Annotated in this window: 26 protein-coding genes; all 26 read left to right on the forward strand. The window is 41.4% G+C overall.

Going from position 1 to position 15,202, the window contains the following annotated elements:
* The first annotated feature begins 3 nt into the window (after positions 1-3).
* Positions 4-201 (forward strand): hypothetical protein, encoded by a 198-nt coding sequence (locus tag HFE64_03250; protein MCI8632485.1) that lies wholly within the window; start codon positions 4-6, stop codon positions 199-201.
* Positions 185-1,090 (forward strand): hypothetical protein, encoded by a 906-nt coding sequence (locus HFE64_03255; GenBank protein ID MCI8632486.1) that lies wholly within the window; start codon positions 185-187, stop codon positions 1,088-1,090. The genes HFE64_03250 and HFE64_03255 overlap by 17 nt, the downstream gene beginning before the upstream one ends.
* Before the next feature lie 139 nt (positions 1,091-1,229).
* Positions 1,230-1,604, forward strand: coding sequence for a type II toxin-antitoxin system PemK/MazF family toxin (locus tag HFE64_03260; protein MCI8632487.1), 375 nt, complete (start codon positions 1,230-1,232; stop codon positions 1,602-1,604).
* A 39-nt stretch (positions 1,605-1,643) separates the two neighbouring features.
* A complete protein-coding gene (locus HFE64_03265; GenBank protein ID MCI8632488.1) occupies positions 1,644-1,934 on the forward strand; it encodes a hypothetical protein in 291 nt (96 codons plus the stop codon).
* Positions 1,935-2,012: 78 nt separating this feature from the next.
* Entirely contained in the window at positions 2,013-2,849 is an 837-nt protein-coding gene (locus HFE64_03270; GenBank protein ID MCI8632489.1) for a DNA adenine methylase, read from the forward strand.
* Positions 2,834-3,256 carry a hypothetical protein gene (locus tag HFE64_03275; GenBank protein MCI8632490.1) on the forward strand — a complete coding sequence of 141 codons (423 nt, stop codon included), beginning with the start codon at positions 2,834-2,836 and terminating at the stop codon, positions 3,254-3,256. The genes HFE64_03270 and HFE64_03275 overlap by 16 nt, the downstream gene beginning before the upstream one ends.
* A gap of 1 nt (position 3,257) precedes the next feature.
* Positions 3,258-3,680 carry a hypothetical protein gene (locus tag HFE64_03280; GenBank protein MCI8632491.1) on the forward strand — a complete coding sequence of 141 codons (423 nt, stop codon included), beginning with the start codon at positions 3,258-3,260 and terminating at the stop codon, positions 3,678-3,680.
* Positions 3,681-3,684: 4 nt separating this feature from the next.
* Entirely contained in the window at positions 3,685-4,038 is a 354-nt protein-coding gene (locus HFE64_03285; protein MCI8632492.1) for a hypothetical protein, read from the forward strand.
* Between the two features lies 1 nt (position 4,039).
* Complete coding sequence (locus tag HFE64_03290) at positions 4,040-4,417, forward strand: hypothetical protein (protein ID MCI8632493.1); 378 nt, start codon at positions 4,040-4,042, stop codon at positions 4,415-4,417.
* A complete protein-coding gene (locus HFE64_03295; GenBank protein ID MCI8632494.1) occupies positions 4,414-4,677 on the forward strand; it encodes a hypothetical protein in 264 nt (87 codons plus the stop codon). The genes HFE64_03290 and HFE64_03295 overlap by 4 nt, the downstream gene beginning before the upstream one ends.
* Entirely contained in the window at positions 4,670-5,074 is a 405-nt protein-coding gene (locus HFE64_03300) for a hypothetical protein (protein MCI8632495.1), read from the forward strand. Before HFE64_03295 ends, HFE64_03300 begins: the two co-directional genes overlap by 8 nt.
* The gene (gene dut / locus HFE64_03305; protein MCI8632496.1) at positions 5,058-5,468 is read left to right on the forward strand and encodes a dUTP diphosphatase; all 411 of its coding nucleotides are present in this window, start codon (positions 5,058-5,060) and stop codon (positions 5,466-5,468) included. The genes HFE64_03300 and dut overlap by 17 nt, the downstream gene beginning before the upstream one ends.
* A 278-nt stretch (positions 5,469-5,746) precedes the next feature.
* Positions 5,747-6,163: a hypothetical protein gene (locus tag HFE64_03310; protein MCI8632497.1), complete on the forward strand. Its 417-nt coding sequence runs from the start codon at positions 5,747-5,749 to the stop codon at positions 6,161-6,163.
* A 42-nt stretch (positions 6,164-6,205) separates the two neighbouring features.
* On the forward strand, positions 6,206-6,421 hold the full coding sequence (locus tag HFE64_03315) for a hypothetical protein (protein ID MCI8632498.1): 216 nt from the start codon (positions 6,206-6,208) through the stop codon (positions 6,419-6,421).
* A gap of 219 nt (positions 6,422-6,640) precedes the next feature.
* Positions 6,641-6,973: a hypothetical protein gene (locus HFE64_03320; protein ID MCI8632499.1), complete on the forward strand. Its 333-nt coding sequence runs from the start codon at positions 6,641-6,643 to the stop codon at positions 6,971-6,973.
* Positions 6,974-6,995: 22 nt separating this feature from the next.
* Positions 6,996-7,559: a ParB N-terminal domain-containing protein gene (locus HFE64_03325; protein MCI8632500.1), complete on the forward strand. Its 564-nt coding sequence runs from the start codon at positions 6,996-6,998 to the stop codon at positions 7,557-7,559.
* Entirely contained in the window at positions 7,556-7,894 is a 339-nt protein-coding gene (locus HFE64_03330) for a hypothetical protein (GenBank protein ID MCI8632501.1), read from the forward strand. Before HFE64_03325 ends, HFE64_03330 begins: the two co-directional genes overlap by 4 nt.
* The gene (locus HFE64_03335; protein MCI8632502.1) at positions 7,863-8,786 is read left to right on the forward strand and encodes a hypothetical protein; all 924 of its coding nucleotides are present in this window, start codon (positions 7,863-7,865) and stop codon (positions 8,784-8,786) included. The genes HFE64_03330 and HFE64_03335 overlap by 32 nt, the downstream gene beginning before the upstream one ends.
* A 70-nt stretch (positions 8,787-8,856) precedes the next feature.
* Positions 8,857-9,330, forward strand: coding sequence for a nucleoside deaminase (locus HFE64_03340; protein MCI8632503.1), 474 nt, complete (start codon positions 8,857-8,859; stop codon positions 9,328-9,330).
* Complete coding sequence (locus tag HFE64_03345; GenBank protein MCI8632504.1) at positions 9,330-9,638, forward strand: hypothetical protein; 309 nt, start codon at positions 9,330-9,332, stop codon at positions 9,636-9,638. The genes HFE64_03340 and HFE64_03345 overlap by 1 nt, the downstream gene beginning before the upstream one ends.
* Positions 9,639-9,650: 12 nt before the next feature.
* Positions 9,651-10,298 carry a queuosine precursor transporter gene (locus tag HFE64_03350; GenBank protein ID MCI8632505.1) on the forward strand — a complete coding sequence of 216 codons (648 nt, stop codon included), beginning with the start codon at positions 9,651-9,653 and terminating at the stop codon, positions 10,296-10,298.
* A 21-nt stretch (positions 10,299-10,319) separates the two neighbouring features.
* On the forward strand, positions 10,320-10,721 hold the full coding sequence (locus HFE64_03355) for a hypothetical protein (protein ID MCI8632506.1): 402 nt from the start codon (positions 10,320-10,322) through the stop codon (positions 10,719-10,721).
* Complete coding sequence (gene terL / locus HFE64_03360; GenBank protein MCI8632507.1) at positions 10,714-12,129, forward strand: phage terminase large subunit; 1,416 nt, start codon at positions 10,714-10,716, stop codon at positions 12,127-12,129. Before HFE64_03355 ends, terL begins: the two co-directional genes overlap by 8 nt.
* A complete protein-coding gene (locus HFE64_03365) occupies positions 12,129-13,484 on the forward strand; it encodes a phage portal protein (GenBank protein ID MCI8632508.1) in 1,356 nt (451 codons plus the stop codon). Before terL ends, HFE64_03365 begins: the two co-directional genes overlap by 1 nt.
* Positions 13,444-14,964: a minor capsid protein gene (locus HFE64_03370; GenBank protein ID MCI8632509.1), complete on the forward strand. Its 1,521-nt coding sequence runs from the start codon at positions 13,444-13,446 to the stop codon at positions 14,962-14,964. The genes HFE64_03365 and HFE64_03370 overlap by 41 nt, the downstream gene beginning before the upstream one ends.
* Before the next feature lie 13 nt (positions 14,965-14,977).
* Positions 14,978-15,196: a hypothetical protein gene (locus tag HFE64_03375; protein ID MCI8632510.1), complete on the forward strand. Its 219-nt coding sequence runs from the start codon at positions 14,978-14,980 to the stop codon at positions 15,194-15,196.
* Positions 15,197-15,202 lie beyond the last annotated feature (6 nt).

Consider the following 15,202-nt stretch of genomic DNA (forward strand, 5'->3'; position numbering starts at 1 on the left):
ATCATGAAGTTAGTTATCTACATGAAGAGCAAGGAGAAAGTCGTATTTCAAAACGACGAATGGACCAAAGTCTCCACAGCGGGAATCCAAAATGAGCAATTGATTATTGTGGAAAAAGAACAACACAATATCGCTCTGATTCCTATGTGCAATATTGAATATTACAGGCTTTACGAGGTGGAGCATGGCGGAGAAGGATAAAAGATATTATTGGCTGAAGTTGAAACGTGATTTTTTCAAGCGGCATGACATCCGGATTATCGAAAATATGCCGAATGGCAAAGATTACATTCTCTTTTACCTGAAATTGCTTTGTGAAAGTGTTGATCATGACGGAAATCTAAGGTTCAGCGACGAGATACCGTATAACGAAGAAATGATTGCGACTATCACAAATACAAATATAGATATTGTGAGAAGTGCGATTAAAATATTTACGCAGCTGCATATGATGGATGTCATGGATGATGGCACCTATCACATGAAAGAAGTATGCAGGATGTTAGGAAGCGAGAGCTACTGGGCGCAAAAAAAGCGGGAGCAGAAAGAGCGTGAAGCGATACAAGGGCAAAGCGTTGGAAATTTTCCAATCGAGTCCAACGATTTTCCAACGAGTCCAAGTAAGAGAAAGAGTAAGAGTAAGACTATAGATAAAGACAATAAAAACAATGTGCAAAACAAGCCAACTAAAACGGACATTGATTGTTTTTTTGATTACATTTGGAGCCTATATCCTGTCAAAAAAGGAAAAGGGCAAGTGTCAGCAGCCAAGAAAGCAGCGCTTTATGATATAGGGCCTGATGAAATGAAGAGAGCGATCAATCGGTATTTGGAAGAACTTCAAAAAGATGCAGCGTGGAGAAAACCACAAAACGGAAGCACATTTTTCAATTCTGGATATGTTGACTATTTGGACGCTAACTTCAAGCCAGATGAAGTACCAGAAAAGCAAGGCAGCAAGACATCAAGAACTACAGGATTTCATAATTTCACGCCGAGGAATGATAGCGATTGGGACGATATCGAAAAGATGGCGCAGCAAAGGCAACAAAGCCTGCTTGCAGAACATGGAGCCGAGGAGGAGCTATGAATTCGCTGAATGATCGGAAAGGAAAAACATGGTAAACGAGTTACTGCGAAATGGTGATGGATATGTAGACCCAACGGCATATAAGGCACTAAGCAAAATCCGAAAAGAAGAAAGGTCGGCAAAAATGAAATACCAAGGCATGGATATTCGAAGGGGAGATATATTTTATATCTACAAACAGGCGTATACAGGCAGCGAACAGGAGTCAGGAAGGCCGGCAATTGTAGTATCAAACAATATCGGCAATGAGCATGCACCTATTGTCAGTGTAGTATACATGACAACGCAAGAGAAAAACAACCAGCCAACGCATGCAAAAGTGAATTGTAATAAACGGGAATGCACGGTCCTTTGCGAACAGGTTGCAACGGTATCCAAAAGCAAGATTGGCAGCTATATTACATCTTGCACTGAAGAGGAAATGGATGAGGTAGATGCAGCCCTTGCCTGTGCGTTAGGTCTGGATTTTGATATAGTATATGCGGAAGATGAAAAGATATCAAGGAGAATTTGAAAAAAGCAAGGTGGTACATCGAAAAGGAGATTGGAAGAAATGCAAATTAATCTTGACAAGAATTTTTATATCGGCATCGATGAATACAATCACACTCTGCATATGAAATTCATCGGAAAAACAAGGGAAGGCGAAAAAAGACAGTCTGACAAGGTGATTGGATACTATGGAAGCATTGATGATTGTTTAGAGGCGTATCTGGATGCCCGTCAGAATCATTTAACAGTAGAAAGAGCCGTCTCTTTGCGCGAGTACGTAAATTTGGTCACAAAGTCGAACAAGGAGGCTTTACGGGCCTTTAAACGATTGATCAAGGAGTCAACATGCTGAGCGTATCGATCTTTATCGTGCTGGCCGGGTTTAAACTGGCGAGGATGGCGGCAAGGAGAATGGAGGCAGGAGCATTACATGAATGCAGTGATTAAATATCCCGGCAGCAAGTGGTCAATAGCAAACTGGATTATTTCATTTTTTCCTAAACATCATAGTTATCTGGAACCGTTTTTTGGGTCAGGAGCTGTTTTATTCAACAAGCCAAGATCGAATATAGAAACAGTAAATGATATGGATGGGTCGGTAGTGAATTTGTTCCGGTGGATTAAGAATGATCCTGAAAAGCTGGCGCATGAAATATATTATACGCCATACTCTAGACAGGTTTATGACGATTCGTTTAAATCGGTACCAGATGATAGTCTACAGCGTGCAGTAAATTTATGTGTTCGGTTAAATATGGGGCATGGGTTTAGAACAAATGGTAAAAAAGTAGGATGGAAAAATGATATTCAGGGAAGGGAACGTGCATACGCAGCCTTGGATTGGTCAACGATGCAAGACAGAATTATGACTGCTGCTGAACGGCTAAGAGGTGTACAGATTGAATGCAAACCGGCAATAGATGTTATAAAACGGTTTAATTTTGATAATGTGCTGATATACGCTGATCCCCCGTATGTGCTATCTACTAGGCACGGAAAGCAATATAAACATGAAATGGATGATGACGATCATGAACAACTGCTACAATCGTTGTTAGCCCACAAGGGCCCCGTGATAATAAGTGGATATGATAGCGATGTGTATAATGATTTATTAAAAGGCTGGTACCGAAAACATCAAACGGCATATTCACAGGTTTGTAGTAAAAAAGATGAAGTAATCTGGATGAATTTCAGACCAGACGATCAGATGCGATTGGATGAAATGGCTGAGGCCGAGGAGGAAAAAGAATGGAATATGAATTGATAAATCCAAGTGACCCATATACATTTTTAGCGGATGATGCTGAAACTGCAGCACTTGTTGTATTACTGATAAGTAATTTATGTGGCGCAGAATCGAAAGATAAAAAAGAGTATATACCCATATTGCTTTCACCAGAACAGTATATAGAACGGTTTGGGAGAACAGCAAAAGAAGGACTAAATGCTAAAAGGAATGAATTGGCAATAGCTTTAGAATCTATGATGTATGGTCATTTTAAAGATAGAAAACGATATGAAGCTGCCTTAAAGGCGATTACAGATCAAGAAAAAAAGAAATTGTTTATGGATGAATGGCAAGATGCCCATACGAGTCTAAATGATATAGGCACTTATTGTCACGAGCTAGCAACGAAAATAAAAGAAATGAAAACAGAAGAGAGGGAATAAAATGCCAATAAAAAATTACACAACGAAAATACCAGCGCTGCAGACAGTAGGGGAAATACAGGGGATCCTAGAAGCGCATGGGGCTAAAAAGATCATGATGGATTATGGTGATGATGGAAAAGTGAAGAGTGTTGTATTCGCGCTAGAAACAGCAACAGGACTGCGAGGTTATCTGCTCCCCGCACGGATAGATGGCGTTGCGGCAGTTCTGGCCAAGCAACGGGTGAAATGTGACTATGATACGGCTGAAAGAGTCGCTTGGAGAATCGTAAAAGATTGGATAGATGCGAAGATGGCATTTTTAGAATCTGAACAGGCAGCAATGGACGAGATATTCTTGCCGTATATGGTGAATGACGAAGGGCATACATTGTACAACGTGTTTCTAGAAAATAAACTGAAATTCATAGGGATGGAGGAATAAAAGAATGAGTGAGATCAATTTGCTAAGAGAGTATTGTAAGCTGTGTACTTCGCGTGGTTTATGCATAGAATGCCCGATTAAAGAAGTAAAGGAAGGTGACTGCCGGCAATGGATTCTAGAACATTGGGATCAGGCGGTCGAAATCATCACCAAGTGGGCTAAGGAGCATCCGCAGAAAACGCGGCAGGATGTATTTTTGGAGCGGTACCCAGATGCGGTAGTAGATAATACTAAAGTGCTGGGAATTAAACCATGTTATATGGGAGCACACAGGAAAGAAAATGTAATGTGCGGTGGTTATAATGACTGCTATGATTGCAGGAAAGATTACTGGTCAGCGCCGGCAGAGGAGGAATAAAATGAGCGAGATCAATTTGCTAAAAGAGTATTGCAGGATGTGTGATACATTCGGAGAATGCAGCGAGGGATGCCTAATAAATCAAAGAGCTAGGCATGTCGGTGATACATGTCAGAGTTGGATCCTAGACAATTTTGATCAGGCAAATGAAATCATCACCGCATGGGCGCAGGAGCATCCGGAAAAACCGGTGCGGACACGGCAGGATGTATTTCTGGAACGGTACCCAAAGGCAGTCGTAATAGACGGGGTGCTAGAAATACATCCATGTGCAATGGGGTTTATTGATGAAGGCGGGAAAGATTGCGAAAATGTTGATTCGTGCGAGACTTGCCATCAATCATACTGGCTCGCACCAGCCGAGGAGGAAGAGGGATGAGACTGATTGATGCGGATGAGCTGCGAGAGAACATGATAAACGTATGGATGGTAGGAACCGACAAGGATGTTGATTATGTTATGGATGAGGTATTGCATGAAATTGATATTGCGCCGACGGTAATGGTACGATGTAAAGAGTGTAAGTATTTTGAAAAGGCAGAGTGCATAGATGGATTCCTAATATGCCCTGCTAGTGGTATGGAAATACATGAAAATGATTTTTGCAGCTATGCGGAAAGGAGAAGCCGGGATGATTAGATTACATGATGCTGATGATGGGCATGAAATTTGGTTGAATGAAATATATATCGATGAGATCACTGCAGACGAGAAGGTTACTATTGTTTCTATGTTGGCTAGGGAATGCTGCTGCGTCACCGAAACTCCGGAGCAGATTCTGGGAAAGATGGGAGAGACAACGCAGCCAGCGCCGGCGAAGAACAATCTAACAAAATGGATTATAGGAATGAGCGATGAGGCGTTAGAGAATGTTATTTCGGCCGGTACGCAGCGCCACACGTGCCTAGCATGCCCGGCTAAGGATCTATGTGATGAAATGGATGGTAGCTGCGCCGGTGCATTCAGACGCTGGGCGATGGAGGCATCCGAGGAATCAGATAAAAGGAGGGTAAAAAAGAATGAATGTGATGCTTGATGAAGGTGCGAAACTTCCACTCAGGGCGCATGATGCAGATGCTGGTTATGATTTATTTTCAAGAGAGAGTGCATATATTCCAGCAGGAGGAAGTCATAAATTTGATACAGGCGTTCATATGCAGATACCGGAAGGGTTTGCTGGATTGCTGGTTAGTAAAAGCGGATTGAATGTAAATTACGGGTTAAAAAGCGAAGGTTTGATTGATAGCGGATACACGGGCAGCATTGTTGTAAAATTGTATAACCACGGCGAAGAAGGCGTTTACATTAAAAACGGTCAGAAGATCAGCCAGATTATCATTATTCCGATTAAAACCGAAGAACTAGCAATCGTGGACAAGTTTTCTGACACCGAAAGAGGAAGCAATGGTTTCGGGAGCAGCGGATTATGATGATTGATATGCATGTTGGACCGGTTGAGATTATTTGCTGTGTGTGTTTAATTTTCCTTATGGCCTGTATGGCAATTAAAGAATCATGACAACTTACACAATGGGATGCGGAATAATGCCGAAATGGGTTACACAGCGGCTAATTGCCTATAAACGAATGGACGGAAAAACGGGATATGAGTTGCACATTGGGTTTAGTGTATTTGACATTATGCCCGGTGATACAATCATGAAGGACGGCCATCAAATACATGTTGAAAGGATGTGCAGCCACAGCAATGGAAGTCAAAAAGTATTTGGAACAAATAGAAAAGTACGACAGAATCATAGAAAACAAGCTGGAAGAAAAACAGAGATGGCATGAAATTGCAACCAGCATAACGGTGCAAACTGAAGGCGAGAAGGTGAAATCATCTGGACGACAACAGAAGATGGCGGATGCTGTGGATATGTACATTGATCTTGAAAGAGAAATAGACCTGATCATTGCTCAGAGGGCGCAGGAGAGGCAGACCGTTATCAACACGCTTGAACTGCTGCCCGCTCTTGAGTATGACGTGCTCTATCGAAAACATGTAAAATATCAATCATTTGATGATATTGCAGAGGCACATGCAAAATCATACAGCTGGGCCACTAGTGTATATGGACAGGCCCTGCAAAGTCTTCAAAAACTTCTGGATGATGGAAGGTGAATGATATGCTGCAGAGAGTGGAAAACGAAGATGCGATTAAGTATGGCTGCAAATACTGTAGCCATGCCAAACGAAAGAGACGAAAAAGCGAATCTGGAAGATGGGGGGGTGTTCTGGTGCTGTCCATATGAAAAATGTCCGTACGGAGAGATCGACCAAGCTGGAAGTTTCAAAAAGTATTTGAAGGGTGATCAATATAAAACGCAATTTGAAATTCTGGAGGGTGGCGTTGCTTCCGGCGGTGATAAGTATGCTTGATCTGGAGTAATCTGGAATTATTTGCAAAAAATTAGCGTAATCTGGAATTTTCTGCAAAAAGTTAGCGAAAATTAGCGTGAATTGCAAAAAGTTGTTATAAATTGCAAAAAGTTGGCGTGCATTGGAGTAAAAACTGTGATATAGTGTAAAACGTGAAAATTTGAAAAGCGCTGGGCTGATGCCTTGGCGCTTTTTTCATTGCAAAGGAGCTGATATGAAATGAAGATCAATGTACTTGGAACTATATATGACTTAATCGAGTCCAGTGCGGCAGAAGATGAAAATTTGGCCGAAATGGATGGATATTGCGATACAAGTGCGAAACTATGTGTTGTTGATGATATGAAAAATGCTGCTAAGGAAAGTTTCTCGAAAAAGAATTTAGATGAATACAAAAATGGCACCAAGAGACATGAATTGATTCATGCCTTTATGTATGAATCTGGTCTTGACGCAAATAGTTTTTGGGCGCAGAACGAAGAGTTGGTGGATTGGATTGCGCTGCAGTTTCCGAAAATGAAAAAAGCATTCGAAGAGGCCGGTTGTCTGTAAGTGACGAAAGGAAAATGAGAACGTGAATATAATCGAAAAAAAATTAAACGAGATAAAGCCGTATGAAAAAAATCCAAGAAGAAATGACGACGCAGTAAAATATGTCGTTGAATCAATCAAAGAATTTGGATTTAAGGTGCCGATCATAATTGATAAGAACGGAATCATCGTTGCTGGTCATACCCGGTACAAAGCGGCAAAAAAGCTAAACATGGAGAAGGTTCCCTGCGTTATTGCTGATGATCTGACAGAAGAACAGGTAAAGGCGTTTCGATTGGCTGATAACAAAACCAGCGAGATGGCAGCATGGGATTTTGACCTGCTTCACGAAGAATTGGATGAATTGCAGCAGTTTGATTTTTCGATGGAAGACTTCGGATTCTATAACAATTTCAATGACGATGAATTCGATGATCTGTTTGAAAGCAAGGCAAAAGAGCAGACAGAAAGCAGAAAGGACGAATCAGCAGATGATTTTTCCGGGCAGTGGAAAGTCATTGTACGTGCAGAGAGCGAAGAAGAGGCGCAGGAAATTGCAGAACTGCTGAATGAAAGCGGTTATGAATGCGAGGTTATGCGGATATGATGCAGATTATTACTTTTAATCAGATTATCGGGTGTCATAACTGGCCCGGTGCTCCTGAGAGATATGCTTATTTGAGGAATACGCACCGCCATGTGTTTCATGTGCGCTGCTGGTTTTATGTTGATCATTCGGACCGGCAGATCGAGATAAACGATATGCAGCAGATCATTGAATATGAATTTACAAAAAAATGGAGCCTGAAAGGGGAGGGAAAAGGCTTTCAGTTTGGAGCAATGAGCTGCGAAGACATTGCGAAGTGGTGCGTTGATACATTCGAATGCGAAGCCTGCGAAGTGATGGAAGATGGGTTTGGTGGAGCTTATGTTAGGCGCTAACTGTAAAGTGCATTTCGCGGGTTCTGATAATAGCGTGCCGCATCTGGCAAGCAGTAATGTTGCGGGAGTAAACTACCAGCTCTTTACTTGTTATCCATTCATCGCAAACAAAAAACCGGAAGATGATTTTCGATTTGGTGAAGGTGATTTATTTGTTCCTAGATGGGTGCAGCAACTGCGCAAGCATGTTATCATGGATTCTGGTCTATTTACCCTTATGTTTGGGGCGAAGAAAAATGAGAAGCAGACTATTGAAACGCTAACAGCATGGCAAGACAAAACAGCAAAGTTTGTAAGGCAGAATAACCTCACTTGTACTTGCGTTGAAATTGATTGCCAAAAGGTGCTTGGCGTTGATGAGGCATGGTATTTCAGGAGGAGAATGAAAGAGGTTATGCCAAACAACCGGCATATCAATGTTTTTCATTTAGAAGATGGAAGGAAAGGACTCGACAGGCTCATTGAGTTTTCTGAATATATTGCAATATCAGTGCCGGAGCTGCGCATTCATAGGCCGAAGTCGTACAAATACGAAGTCACATGGTTAGCAAACTATATTAAGAACAAAAAACCGAGTATTGATATTCACCTGCTGGGATGCACCGAAAAGGGATTGCTTGAGCAAAATAAATTTTGTACAAGCGCAGATTCTACTAGCTGGCTTTCTTCTGTGAGGTATGGGAATTCCAACTACAAAAGATACAATATCAACCAGCTTAGGCAAGAAAAACGACTGCAAGTGCGTCCATTATTGCAGGCTGAATATGATAAGTACAAAACGCCTTCCATGCAGGCGATGAGCGACAAAAAAATAAAGTATATTGAAGATTGCTATTTTTCGGCTGTTTTTTGCAAAACTATGTACGAAAAATCAGTTGGACCGCAAGATTGATCAATGACAGAGAGCTGCAAAGCCGCTCTATTTTTATTTGGAGGAATTATGCATGTGTAAAATGACTAAAATGACGACGAAAGATGCGATGGGCATAGCAATAGAGCAGGCCCGAAAAACGATGAATGAAAATATTGGCGGTCCCTTTGGGGCGGCCATTTTTGATGAACACGGAAATTTGATTGCAGTAAATAGCAATAGAGTTTTGCAAGACCACGACCCGACGGCGCACGCAGAAATCACGGCCATTCGAGAGGCGTGTAAGAAATTAGGCACACATGACCTTTCCGGCTGCATTATGGTTGCGACTGGCTACCCCTGCCCGATGTGCCTTGGGGCGATGATTTGGGCAAACATTAAAACGTGTTATTATGGCTGCACGCCAAAGGATGCCGAAGCAATAGGATTTCGAGATGAATTTATCTATGAGTTTATCAAAGGAAAATGCAGCGATACCAATGTATTGAAATTCGAGGAATCGCAGCGGGAAAACTGCTTGCAGCTCTTTGAAGAATATCATAAAAAAGAAAAGGAGTTATATTGATGATTGAAAACATTTACAAAGTGAAATCTATTGAGATCGAAGCAAGTGCAAAGTGTTTTTGCCCGCTGGGGCAGGATTGGTACACAAACCAGTTTTGCATTTATATGGATCCTGGTCAAAAAATTCCGGACTACTGCGATATTGACAGATGGATTCGTGAAAATCTCAACGGTCAATCACTGATCATTGAGGATGCCACAAACAGGTTATATCAGCATGTTATGAAAGAATACGAGCCGTTTTTCTGTAGTATTGATAATTGTGTTGAAGATGCCAGACACAGCAAGGTTACAATCACGGTTGAGTAAGGAGAAAAAGCAATGAATAAGAAAGTCAGTATTTTGCAGCTTTTGTTGACGCTGCTTTTTGTTGTTAGCCTTTTGATCAGCAATATCATCACAGGAAAACAGATTCAGCTTCCGTTTGATATTACGATGACAGGCGCTATTTTCATATTTCCTGTCACCTATATTCTCTCGGATGTGTTTTCGGAGATATACGGCTACAGATGGAGCCGCATAACATGCTATCTGGCGTTTGCAGCTAACTTGTTTGCAGTTATTATGTTCAGCATTGTTATTGCAACGCCTGCGCCCGGCTACTGGCCGAATCAAGAAGCGTTTGAAACAGTGCTAGGAAATTCGCCGAGGATTCTGTTTTCTTCCCTTGCGGCTTTTGTAATTGGCGACCTTGCGAATGACCTTGTTTTCAAGAAAATGAAAAGCAAGCATCCAAATGATCATAAAGGATTCGGCTTCCGTGCTATTTTATCTAGTTTCTGCGGGGAGCTGGTGGACAGTTTAGTATTTTTACCGCTGGCGTTTTTGGGTACTATGCCAGTATCAACGCTAGTTACAATGACGATTTTACAGGTATTTTTGAAAACAGGTTATGAGATTATAGTGCTACCGATTACACACTTGGTTGTTAAGAAAGTCGGTAAATATGAAATGAAGATAGCAAAATAGAAAGCGAAAGAGGGATGCGAAATGGACGGAAAGAAGTATCAGTTTGATAAAATGACGCCGGAGCGCCGTGCAGAGTGCGGAAGAAAAGGCGGTATCGCATCAGGAGAAGTGCGAAGAGAGAAAAAAGCAATGAAAGAAACCATTGCTTCCGTCCTTCGTATGCCGATTAAAAACGGGAAATCTGTTGATATTGAATCTTTACGCAGTTTCGCAGCGCTTCGAGGAAAAAACATCTCAGTGCAAGAAGCAATCATCATTGCTCAAATACAGAGAGCCATGAAAGGCGATACAAGAGCCGCTGAGTTTATTCGCGATTCAAGCGGGAACAAGCTAAAAGAAGCTGTTAAAATTGATGCAAACATCAATAATCCATTTGAAGGTCTAAGCACTGAGGAACTGAGAAAACTGATTGAAGATGCTTAAAGATGTGCTCAAGCGTTTTGCGAAGATTGAACTTGCAAAACGTGAATTCTGGGAATACTGTAAATTGACATCTCCGGATTTTTACAAAGAAGAGCGCTCTTTCCTTCGTGAGCTGGCTGAGAAGTTGCAGTGGTTTATTGAGGAATCTGATTCTCAATTTATGGTAGTGACGCTACCACCACGGCATGGGAAAAGTAGAACAGCAAGCAAGCTTGTACAATGGCTTTTTGGGAAATACGGATCAGGAAAAAGGGTTATGACAGGATCATACAATGAAACCTTGTCAGGAACATTCGCTAAGGCAGTTCGTAATACAATAGCAGCTGTTTCAACTGGTGATTCTATTGTGTACAATGATATATTTCCGAATATCCATATCAAATATGGAGAAGCAGCGGCGCAAATGTGGGCATTAGAGGGCAGCGATCAGATCAATTATCTTGCCACGAGCCCGACTGGTACGGCAACAGGTTTCGGTTGCGATATAATGATAATTGATGATCTTATTAAATCTGCAGCAGAAGCCTACAATGAAAATGCCTTGATGGCACAAATTGAATGGTTTACCAATACTATGTTGTCCAGAACGGAAAAAGAATTTAAAGTTATCATCATTATGACCCGATGGGCCAATGGCGATTTGGCAGGGTACGTATTAGAAAACTATGAGAATGTTATTCATATAAATTACAAGGCATTACAAAATGATGGAACTATGCTCTGCGACGAAATACTTTCACGCAAAGATTTTGAGTTGAAAACCAAAAACATGAATAAAGATATAATAGCAGCCAATTATCAACAAGAGCCCATCGATATAAAGGGCCGCCTATATACCAATATTCAAACATACAGCAGTATTCCTGAAGACGATTCCGGAAAAGCGTTGTTTGATTATATATTGAACTACACCGACACTGCCGATGAGGGCAGTGATTTTTTATGTTCAATTTGTTACGGCATGTATGGATCCGCCTACTATATCTTGGATGTTCTTTACACCAAGGATCCGATGGAAATAACAGAACCAGCAACGGCGAAAATGCTAACACGAAACAATGTAGGTAATGCGCTGATTGAATCAAATAATGGCGGCAGAGGATTTGCTAGGAATGTTGAGCGAGAACTTAGGGAATTAGGCAATACTCATACGGCGGTCAAATGGTTTCATCAGAGTCAGAACAAAAAGGCCAGAATTCTTTCTAATAGTACGGGCGTTATGAATAATGTGCTTTTTCCTGTTGATTGGGAAGAGCGCTGGCCAGAGTTCGCAAATTCCATAAGAGTCTACCAAAAAGAGGGAAAGAATGAGCATGATGATGCTGAAGATGCGATTACTGGCGTTTATGAGAACCCGAAGCCAAAGGAGCCGCCTAAGCTTAATAAGTCATTCAGAGGAGGGATATAGTGTTTAAGATTCCGAAAGACTTAGTATTAACAGATGATTTGCTGGATGAATTTCTGACAAAGCACAGGCAGGAAGTGACCAATATTTACGAGCCGCTGCATAAAGCGTATACCAGCGATCATGATATTTTGCATCAAGACAAAAAACCAAACTACAAGCCAGATAATAGGATAGTTGCCAACTTTCCGAAGTACATCGTTGACACCATGAACGGATTTTTTATTGGCAATCCTATCAAAATCGCTTGCGATGATGATGCGGTTGCTGACTGGGTGGATTATCTTGATCAGTACAATGATCAGGATGATAACAATGCAGAACTTTCGAAAATTTGTAGCATTTACGGGCATGGCTACGAAATGTACTATGTAAATGAGGATTCTGAACTTTGCATCACCTATCTAAATCCAATGGAGGCATTCATGATCTATGATGAATCGATCATTGAACGACCTCTTTATTTTGTCCGGAGATATGTAGATTATGAGGGTAACGAATGGGGAAGCATTTCGGATTCTGAGAATGTCCGACATTTTCAATATTCTAGTGGGATAAAATGGTTAGATGAAAAGCCGCATTATTTTGGCGATGTTCCTGCGACTGAGTATTTGGAAAACGCTGAGCGTCAAAGCATCTTTGCGGCAGTTCTTTCTATGGTCAATGCCTATAACAAAGCTATTTCTGAAAAAGCAAACGACGTTGATTATTTTGCAGATGCCTATTTGAAGGTTTTGGGAACGAAGATCGACTCTGAAGATGTCAGGTTTATGCGAGATAACCGAGTAATCAATTACTATGGTGAAGATTCAGACAAAATAATTGCTGATTTCATGTCAAAACCGTCTGCTGACGAAACGCAGGAGAATTTGCTGGACCGAATGGAAAGATTGATTTTTCAGATCAGCATGGTTGCCAATATTTCAGATGAAAACTTTGGTACATCCTCTGGCATTGCAATGAAGTACAAGCTGCAAGCCATGAATAACCTGCGCAAGACCAAAGAGCGAAAGTTTACTAGCGGCATGAATCGCCGTTACAAGCTTTTGTTCGGCCATCCGTTGCGCAAAGTACCTGCAGACGCATGGGTGCAGCTGAAGTACATCTTTACACCTAACCTTCCTTCTAACATTCTTGAAGAGGCACAGATTGCAGCACAGCTTTCCGGTATTGTATCACGAGAGACACAGCTTGGCGTGCTTTCCATCGTGGACAATGTGCAGGATGAGCTCGCGCGGATTGCAGACGAAGACGCACCCGCCGAGGAAACAATTGTTGATCGCATGACCTTCGGGACAATGCAAGAGGATAGTGCAAATGATGAAGAGGCTACAGAAGCAAAAACAGATGAAGCTTAATTTGCAGTTCTTTGCGTCGAAATCTAGTAAAGATTATTGGAGAGAACGTGAGGAGGAAGCATTAAAGCATTATGTGACAGAGGAAGCAGAATATGACCGGCGAATCAGGCAAATATATAGGGATATGCTAGATGGCTGTCAGGATCAAATAAACGCATTTTACGGCCGTTATGCAGCCAAGGAAGGTATTTCTATGGCTGAAGCCAAAAAACGAGCTTATTCTCTCGATATCGAAGCCTACGAGCGAAAGGCAAAGCGATATGTGCGAGAGAAAGACTTCTCAAAGACTGCAAATGAAGAAATGCGGTTATACAATTTGACGATGAAGGTTAATCGGTTGGAGCTCTTGAAAGCCGAGATGGGAATTGAGTTGATCACCGGACATGATAAACTGGAAAAATTCATGAGTAGTATTTTGCTGGGACGAACAATGGCTGAACTAAAGCGTCAGTCTGGAATTCTTGGAAAGACCCTCATAAATAATAAAAAAGGCGCTGAATCCATTGTAAATGCCTCGTTTCACAATGCGACATTCTCAGATCGCATCTGGATGCATCAAGATCTGTTAAAAGCTGAACTGTCAAAGCTGCTTCAAAGTGGCATGATTCAGGGAAAAGGATCACGCGAACTGGCAAAGACGCTGGAAAGCAAATTTTCAGTTAGTAGATCTAACGCAGAACGGCTCATGCGGACTGAATTGGCAAGGGTGCAGACATCAGCACAAAAACAGGCATTTGTTGAAGACGGAATACAGAAATATAGATTTGTGACGGTAGGTGCTGGTGCTTGTGATATATGCGCAGCGATGGACGGCAAAGTGTTCAACGTTGCAGACATGATGCCCGGTCTTAATGCAGCTCCTATGCATCCTAGATGTCGTTGTAGTGCAGCTATTTCCAAAGAAGATATGGCACGGATGAGGCAGTTGTTGGATTCCAAGCTGGATGATGTTTACAATGCAGGTATTGCGGAACAAAATAAGACGAAACCAGTTGATAATTCTGGGAAAAATAGTATAATAAAAGAGGCGATAAACGCAACAATAAACAGTGGGGCGCTTACGAGAAAGAACGATCCCGATTTCAAAAAAAGGGAAGCGTTTGCTAAATCCTATTATCAGGAGATTATAGGAAGAGACAGCGAGAATGAAATTTCTGCAGTCGCTAAAAATAGCGCATCTTCTGTAGAAGATATTCGCAAAGTGTATTTGCATGTGTTTGTGCAAGAACATTTATTTGCGGATGGTTCTGTTCATAAATTCGATCCTGATTATGACATGGCGCAATCATGGTTTAGGTTAAGGGAAGGTATAAATATAAAAGAACATGATCTGGTCATGTTGAAACACGAATTGATGGAATCGGAAATAATAAAGAATGGATCAGATGTGACATATGAACAAGCGCATGAAGCGGCTGAAAAAATATATAACTACAAAGCGGAGCTCGAAAAATATCTGAAGGAGAATGGATTGGAGTGAGTAGGTGGTTGATATGTTAAAATATAAACTTCTTGAAAAAGTTGGGAAAGAATTTATTTATGCCTATTATCCGGAGGGCAAAGAAACTTCTGCGGGAATTGTTGGTATATCAGAATCTGGGAATAAAAGGTTGATTTCTGAATCAGAAGCTGATTTTGGAGGAAGGTATGCATATCATGCAATGAGCGGAATAAACACAGACAAAGAGAGCGGGACTGTTGCATGGTATTGATTCAAA

This window comes from Lachnospiraceae bacterium, assembly GCA_022794035.1.
Classification (GTDB): domain Bacteria; phylum Bacillota; class Clostridia; order Lachnospirales; family Bianqueaceae; genus CALWPV01.

Coding starts and splice junctions, on each gene's coding strand:
- terL (MCI8632507.1), top strand. CDS start 10,714: ATGCTTAAAGATGTGCTCAAGCGTTTTGCGAAGATTGAACTTGCAAAA.
- HFE64_03350 (MCI8632505.1), top strand. CDS start 9,651: ATGAATAAGAAAGTCAGTATTTTGCAGCTTTTGTTGACGCTGCTTTTT.
- dut (MCI8632496.1), top strand. CDS start 5,058: ATGAATGTGATGCTTGATGAAGGTGCGAAACTTCCACTCAGGGCGCAT.
- HFE64_03290 (MCI8632493.1), top strand. CDS start 4,040: ATGAGCGAGATCAATTTGCTAAAAGAGTATTGCAGGATGTGTGATACA.
- HFE64_03270 (MCI8632489.1), top strand. CDS start 2,013: ATGAATGCAGTGATTAAATATCCCGGCAGCAAGTGGTCAATAGCAAAC.
- HFE64_03260 (MCI8632487.1), top strand. CDS start 1,230: ATGGATATTCGAAGGGGAGATATATTTTATATCTACAAACAGGCGTAT.
- HFE64_03335 (MCI8632502.1), top strand. CDS start 7,863: ATGGGTTTGGTGGAGCTTATGTTAGGCGCTAACTGTAAAGTGCATTTC.
- HFE64_03250 (MCI8632485.1), top strand. CDS start 4: ATGAAGTTAGTTATCTACATGAAGAGCAAGGAGAAAGTCGTATTTCAA.
- HFE64_03300 (MCI8632495.1), top strand. CDS start 4,670: ATGATTAGATTACATGATGCTGATGATGGGCATGAAATTTGGTTGAAT.
- HFE64_03265 (MCI8632488.1), top strand. CDS start 1,644: ATGCAAATTAATCTTGACAAGAATTTTTATATCGGCATCGATGAATAC.
- HFE64_03275 (MCI8632490.1), top strand. CDS start 2,834: ATGGAATATGAATTGATAAATCCAAGTGACCCATATACATTTTTAGCG.
- HFE64_03310 (MCI8632497.1), top strand. CDS start 5,747: ATGGAAGTCAAAAAGTATTTGGAACAAATAGAAAAGTACGACAGAATC.
- HFE64_03355 (MCI8632506.1), top strand. CDS start 10,320: ATGGACGGAAAGAAGTATCAGTTTGATAAAATGACGCCGGAGCGCCGT.
- HFE64_03280 (MCI8632491.1), top strand. CDS start 3,258: ATGCCAATAAAAAATTACACAACGAAAATACCAGCGCTGCAGACAGTA.
- HFE64_03375 (MCI8632510.1), top strand. CDS start 14,978: ATGTTAAAATATAAACTTCTTGAAAAAGTTGGGAAAGAATTTATTTAT.
- HFE64_03255 (MCI8632486.1), top strand. CDS start 185: ATGGCGGAGAAGGATAAAAGATATTATTGGCTGAAGTTGAAACGTGAT.
- HFE64_03285 (MCI8632492.1), top strand. CDS start 3,685: ATGAGTGAGATCAATTTGCTAAGAGAGTATTGTAAGCTGTGTACTTCG.
- HFE64_03315 (MCI8632498.1), top strand. CDS start 6,206: ATGGCTGCAAATACTGTAGCCATGCCAAACGAAAGAGACGAAAAAGCG.
- HFE64_03330 (MCI8632501.1), top strand. CDS start 7,556: ATGATGCAGATTATTACTTTTAATCAGATTATCGGGTGTCATAACTGG.
- HFE64_03320 (MCI8632499.1), top strand. CDS start 6,641: ATGAAGATCAATGTACTTGGAACTATATATGACTTAATCGAGTCCAGT.
- HFE64_03345 (MCI8632504.1), top strand. CDS start 9,330: ATGATTGAAAACATTTACAAAGTGAAATCTATTGAGATCGAAGCAAGT.
- HFE64_03340 (MCI8632503.1), top strand. CDS start 8,857: ATGACGACGAAAGATGCGATGGGCATAGCAATAGAGCAGGCCCGAAAA.
- HFE64_03295 (MCI8632494.1), top strand. CDS start 4,414: ATGAGACTGATTGATGCGGATGAGCTGCGAGAGAACATGATAAACGTA.
- HFE64_03370 (MCI8632509.1), top strand. CDS start 13,444: ATGATGAAGAGGCTACAGAAGCAAAAACAGATGAAGCTTAATTTGCAG.